Source organism: Serratia sp. (in: enterobacteria), from assembly GCF_046715635.1.
Classification (GTDB): Bacteria; Pseudomonadota; Gammaproteobacteria; order Enterobacterales; family Enterobacteriaceae; genus Chania.
This window is the reverse complement of sequence record NZ_JBKJYW010000330.1, coordinates 1-6,520: the sequence shown is the minus strand read 5'-3', so window position 1 is coordinate 6,520 and position 6,520 is coordinate 1. Positions and strand designations below refer to the sequence as shown.

The following is a 6,520-nucleotide window of genomic DNA, read 5'->3' as shown; positions in this document are numbered from 1 at the left end:
GATCAAACATCAGGGCGAAGAGATCGGCACGCTGCTTGAAGGGGAGATCATGCTGACGGTCAACGGCCAGACCTATCTGCTGACCGCAGGCCAGAGCTATGCCATCAACACCGGCATGCCCCACAGCTTCAGCAATACCTCAACGCGCGTTTGCAAGATCGTCAGCGCACACACCCCAACCACCTTCTGACAAGATCGCCGGAGGAGTGATGATGGAACATGTTGCCAGCTATTATGCCGCCAGCGCCAACCCGCACGCTCCTTATCCCCAGTTGAACGAGGCTATCCGCTGCGACGTCTGCATCGTCGGTGGCGGTTTTAGCGGCCTTTCCAGCGCACTGCACCTGATCGAGGCCGGTTACGATGTGGTAGTGCTGGAAGCCGCCCGCATCGGTTGGGGAGCCAGTGGGCGCAACGGTGGGCAGGTGGTCAACTCCTACAGCCGCGATATCGATGTGATCGAGGCTCGCTACGGCCAGCAGACCGCAGCAATGCTCGGCAGCATGATGTTTGAAGGCTCAGAGATCATTCGCCAGCGTATCGATCGTTATGCTATCGCTTGCGATTATCGCCCCGGCGCGCTCTCCGCCGCCTTAACCAACAAACAATTCGGCGCATTAAAAGAAAAAATGGCGCATTGGCAGCGTTATGGCCACCAGCAACTGGAACTGCTGGACGGGGAAGCCATGCGGCGCACCGTGGCCAGTGAACGCTATGTCGGCGGGCTGCTGGATCGCAACGGGGGTCATCTGCATCCGTTAAACCTGGCGCTGGGCGAGGCCGAAGCGGTACGCCGCCATGGCGGTCGGCTGTTTGAACAATCGGCGGTCACCCATATCGATTATGGCCAACCTAACAAGCTACACACAGCACTGGGTTCCGTCAGCGCCAGTTTGGTGATCCTGGCGGGCAATGCCTATCTGGGGGAGAAGTTAGAACCGCGTCTCAGCCGTCTGAGCATGCCCTGCGGCTCGCAAATCATCACCACCGAGCCTTTATCTGCGGATATGGCCCTGTCCCTGCTGCCGGATAATTACTGCGTTGAAGACTGCAACTATCTGCTGGATTACTTCCGCCTGACGGCAGACAACCGTTTGTTATACGGCGGGGGCGTAGTCTATGGCGCACAGGATCCAGCGGATATCGACGCCAGGATCCGGCCCTTGATGCTCAAAACCTTCCCGCAGTTAAAGAAGGTGCGCATCGATTACCGCTGGACCGGCAATTTCCTGCTGACCCTGTCGCGCATGCCGCAGTTTGGCCGCCTGGAAAATAACGTTTACTACCTGCAAGGCGATAGCGGTCACGGTGTGACCTTGACGCATCTGGCAGGCAAGTTGATTGCCGAAGTGCTGCGCGGCGATGCGGAACGCTTTGATGCTTTCGCCCAACTCCCCCATTTGCCGTTCTTCGGTGGCCGCCATTTACAGGTGCCGTTTACTGCCCTAGGTGCCGCCTACTATGCCCTGCGCGATCGCATAGGGTTCTGATCCCCGACCAAACCGATTTTATCTGGCTTAGCGCATTTTGCATGTTGCAAAAAAGGCAATTCGTGTTACAAAAGAGTTTCTTTAGCCGTCTATACATCCAAATGAATTTCACGTTGCTGCCGCTAGCCGCGATTTGAAACACGAGGGGCGCAACGTCTTCAGCCAAACTATGCCGACCAATACCGCTTCACGCCTGGAGATGCGCAATATCTCCATCGCCTTTGCCGGGTTCAACGCACTGCAAAACGTCGATTTTACGCTGCAAGGCGGTTCGACCCATGCGCTGGTGGGGGCCAACGGCGCGGGTAAATCCACGCTGATGGGCATTCTCTCCGGCGCGCATAACCATTATCAGGGTGAAATTTTTATCGACGGCCAAAAGGTCGATATTCATTCGCCGCTGCAGGCCCGCCAGCACGGGATCCAGGTGGTCCAGCAGGAGGTGGATGTGGCACTGATCCCCACGCTGTCCGTCGCGGAAAACATCATGCTGGATTGGCTCAATCAGCCGGGCCATTTGCTGAACTGGCGGCAATTGCATCGCCAGGCCGCCACGCTGTTGCAACAGCTTGGGCTGAATATTAACCCGCGCCAACGCCTGGAAGCCTGTACGTTGGCGGAGAAACAACAGGTGCTGCTGGCCCGGGCGCTGTCACATCGCTGCCGTTTTCTGGTGCTTGATGAACCAACCGCTCCGCTTGACAGCAATGAGAGCGAACGCCTGTTCCACATCGTGCGCCGCCTGCGCGCCGAAGGCATCGGCATCGTGTTTATTTCCCACCGTATCCACGAATTGAAAACCGTCTGTGACCATTTGACGGTCCTGCGCGACGGTCGCCATGCTGGTGAAGGCAGTATGCAGGGTCTGAGCAGTGAACAGATCGTCGAAAAAATGCTGGGCCACTCGCTGGACGACATCTTCCCGCCCCCCCGCCCACCACACGGCTCGCGTCCTTTGCTGCGGGTAGAGGGATTGCGCGATCGCCATAAATTGCGTGACGTTTCTTTAACCCTGCATCGAGGGGAAATCCTCGGCATTGCCGGGCTGGCGGGCGCAGGCAAGACCGAGCTTTGCAAAGCGTTATTCGGCGCAACTCCCAGTAAATTGACGCAGGGAGAGCTGCACGGCAAGCCCTGGGCACCCCATTCACCGCCTCTCTCGGTAGAGCAAGGGCTGGCGCTGGTGCCGGAAGAGCGCCGCAAGGAAGGCATTTTTATCCACGAAGCCATCCCGATGAACCTGAGCGTCAGCGCCGATGACAGCTTCTCCCGCTGGGGCCTGTTCAGCCGCCGGCAGGAACTGCGCTGGGCGCTTGAGATCATGCAACGACTTGGCGTGCGGGCTTCCGGCCCACAGCAAAAGCTGGCTCGCCTGTCTGGTGGCAATCAGCAAAAAGTGGCGATCGGCAAATGGTTACGTGGCAACGCCGAGGTGCTGATCTTTGACGAACCCACCAAAGGCGTAGATATCAAGGCCAAACAGGATCTGTTCCGGCTGATCGACGGTTTGGCTAGTGACGGTAAAGGCATTATCTATGCCTGCGGCGAGTTTTCCGAGCTGGTGGGCCTGTGCGATCGCATCTGCGTGCTGTGGGATGGCCGCGTGGTGGCAGAGCTGAACGCCGCCGATATTGATGAAGAAACCCTATTGCTCTATTCCACCGGAGGAACTCCTGCGTGAGTAAAGAATTATCCCTGAAAAGCGTTCTGCCCTGGCGCCACCAGCTGTTTGAGTTTTTGTATAAATGGGGGATGTTGCTCACCGTGGTCGCCTTGATCACGCTGTTTGGCCTGGCTTCCGACAATTTCCTCGATCCTAACAACATCATCAACATTCTGCGTTCGATCGCCATCGTGACGGTGATTGCCATTGGTGTGTCGATCTCACTTTCGGTGGGGGGCTTTGATCTCTCCGTCGGCTCAACGGCTTCGTTGGCTAATGCGTTGGTGATCTCGCTGTTTGCCTGGTACGGCTTCGGCACTACCGGTGCCATCGTGCTGACGCTGCTGCTGTGTACGCTGGTCGGCCTGTTCAATGCCTTGTTGATCGTGGTGCTGAAGATCCCCGATATGCTCGCCACGCTCGCCAGCCTGTTCGTTATCCAGGGCGTGGCCATGACCTACAGCTACGGCGGCTCCATCACCCAGAATATGGTGCTGCCAAACGGGGATATGGCCGAGGGCGTGATCCCCGAGGTGTTCTCTACGCTGGGTCAAGTGCCGGTGATCGTGCTGATTATGCTGGCGGTGACGGTGATCATGCAGCTTTTCCTGTCGCTGACCAAGCATGGCCGCCGGATGTATGCCATTGGCGGTAACCCGGAAGCCGCCCGGCTTTCTGGTATTCGCACGGTACGTTACAGGGTTACCGCGTATGTGCTTTCGTCCCTGCTGGCGGGCCTTGGCGGTATTTTGCTGGCGTCACGTATCGGTTCCTCACAGGTTAACGCCGGTGGCGGTTACCTGATGGATGCGGTGGCGGCGGCCTATATCGGTTTCTCCCTGGCAGGCTCCGGTAAACCTAATGCGCTGGGGACCTTGGTGGGCGCGATTATCCTGGGCGTATTGCAAAACGGCCTGGTGATGCTCTCCGTGCCCTACTACGCCATGGATATCATTAAAGGGCTGGTGTTGGCATTGGCACTGGCGATCACCTACATCCAGAAACGCTGATCCCCCCGGCGCACCACTGCGCTGCGCCGGGCTATACCCCTCCTTTTCCTCTGGTTTCAATACATTACTGATCAAATATACAAATGATACGAGTTATCATTTGCATTTACATTTCTGCCGATTTCCTTACAATGGCCTGACGCTTTCCTCACGAAACGGAGATTTCTCGTGGTGGCGTGAAAACATATTCTTTTAAATCAAATAACTAACAGGAAATCCTGTTGACCTCGGGACGGGAATATTCAACTCATGGAAAAGCCAAGCTATAACACTTTGACCGCGTTAATCCTCGCATCACTCACCAGTGGCAACGCTCTCGCACAAACTGAAGATACCATGGTGGTCACCGCCTCTGGTTTCCAGCAAAGAATTCAAGACTCGCCGGCCACCATTTCGGTGATCCCACGCCAACAGTTGGAAACCCGCGCCTACCGCGACGTTACCGATGCGTTGAAGGACGTGCCGGGCGTGGTGGTCACTGGCGGTGCCAGCAGCAGCGATATCAGCATTCGTGGGATGTCCTCCAAATACACGCTGATCCTGATCGACGGTAAACGCGTCGATACCCGTGGCACCCGTCCAAACAGCGATAATGCCGGTATCGAACAAGGTTGGTTGCCGCCATTGCAGGCTATCGAACGCATTGAAGTGGTGCGCGGGCCAATGTCTTCACTCTATGGCTCCGATGCCATGGGCGGGGTGATCAACATCATCACGCGCAAAACGTCCACCACTAAAGACTGGGTTGGCTCTCTGCAAGGCGATGCCACCATTCAGGAAGACAGGGACTCCGGCGATATCTACCAGACCAACGCCTACGCCTCCGGCCCGCTGATCGATGGGCTGCTTGGCCTGCGGGTGAATGGTCTGTTCTCCCATCGTGGGGAAGATCACTTCACCAATGGCTTCAACGAACAGCGGATGCGCAGCGGCACGGCGGTATTCAGCCTGACGCCGGATGAGAAAAACGATTTTGATTTCGAAATCGGCCGTTCGCTACAGGATCGCAATAGCACGCCAGGCAAGTCCGTGGCAGCAGAAAAATGCAAAAAAGGCGTTTGTACGCCGAACAACCCCAGCGACAACCTGTATACCCGCAATAACTATTCGATCACCCATAACGGCTATTACGACTTTGGTAACAGCACCAGCTACATTCAGCGGGAAGAGACCAATAACCCAGGGCGTGACATGAAGATGTACAACACCATCTTCAATACTCAGACCCAATTTGATCTTGGCTCACACATGCTTAACCTCGGCGGGCAATACCGCTACGAGAAGTTGAGTGACGGTGGCAACCAGTTGGAGGCGGCCGACGGTCTGGACCAGTTGACCCGCTGGAGCTGGGCGCTGTTCGCCGAAGATGAATGGGCGCTGACCAACGATTTCAGCCTGACCACCGGGATCCGTATGGATCAGGATCAGAACTACGGCAGCCACTGGACACCACGCATGTACGGCGTGTGGCACCTGACCGAGCAGTGGACCGTGAAAGGCGGGGTTTCTGCGGGTTATCGCTCGCCGGATCTGCGCCAATCCTCGGCCAATTGGGGCCAGATCACCGGCGGTGGCGTGAGCAACGGCATCATCGTGGGTAACCCGGATCTGAAGCCAGAGAAAAGCATCAGTGAAGAGGTCGGCATCCTGTGGGATAACCAGGAGGGGCTGAACGCTGGCATCACCCTGTACAACACCGATTTCAAAGACAAAATCACCGAAGTTCGCCGCTGTAACAGTTCAGAGGATCCGGCCTGCACCATCGGTGACACCACTTATGATTTCGTCAGTGACCGCGTCAACGTGGATAAAGCTAATATGCGCGGTATCGAATTGACCGCCGGTTGGCAGATCACCGAAGACTGGAAGCTGAGCACCAACTACACCTTTACCGAGTCTGAACAGAAGAGCGGTGAGTTCCAGGGCAAGGCGCTGAACCAGATGCCGAAGCACATGATTAATGGCGTGCTGGATTGGCAAGCCACTGAGGATGTCGGCCTATGGTCACGCGTTAACTTCCGCAGCGAAACCTCGGAATACCTGAGCCGTACCTCAATGGCGGTCAGCACACCATCCTATACCTTTGTTGACGCCGGGGTGAGTTACCAGGCGCTGAAAAACCTGCAGATCAGCGGCGGGGTTTACAACATTCTGGATAAAACCGTGGATTACGAGCACTTCAACACCACGCTGGATGGTCGTCGTTATACCGTTGGCATGACTTACAACTTCTGATTGTGACCCCTCACCCTAACCCTCTCCCACAGGGAGAGCAGCTGTGTTTAAAGTCAACGGGTGATGATTAATTTGTCACCCATTTTTTATTATCCCGTAGCATCGCATTCAGGATGGTTAGC

Annotated in this window: 5 protein-coding genes; all 5 read left to right on the top strand. The window is 56.3% G+C overall.

Annotated features, from left to right (window positions below; all coding sequences use genetic code 11):
- Positions 1-190, top strand: a 190-nt coding sequence (locus ACLQ7H_RS17550) for a cupin domain-containing protein (RefSeq protein ID WP_411753763.1), incomplete at its 5' end; no start/stop codon positions are given.
- A gap of 19 nt (positions 191-209) precedes the next feature.
- On the top strand, positions 210-1,490 hold the full coding sequence (locus ACLQ7H_RS17545; RefSeq protein WP_411753762.1) for an NAD(P)/FAD-dependent oxidoreductase: 1,281 nt from the start codon (positions 210-212) through the stop codon (positions 1,488-1,490).
- A 169-nt stretch (positions 1,491-1,659) separates the two neighbouring features.
- Positions 1,660-3,171 (top strand): sugar ABC transporter ATP-binding protein, encoded by a 1,512-nt coding sequence (locus tag ACLQ7H_RS17540; RefSeq protein WP_411753761.1) that lies wholly within the window; start codon positions 1,660-1,662, stop codon positions 3,169-3,171.
- Entirely contained in the window at positions 3,168-4,163 is a 996-nt protein-coding gene (locus tag ACLQ7H_RS17535; protein WP_411753760.1) for an ABC transporter permease, read from the top strand. Before ACLQ7H_RS17540 ends, ACLQ7H_RS17535 begins: the two co-directional genes overlap by 4 nt.
- A gap of 249 nt (positions 4,164-4,412) precedes the next feature.
- Complete coding sequence (locus ACLQ7H_RS17530; protein WP_411753759.1) at positions 4,413-6,398, top strand: ligand-gated channel protein; 1,986 nt, start codon at positions 4,413-4,415, stop codon at positions 6,396-6,398.
- Positions 6,399-6,520: the final 122 nt, after the last annotated feature.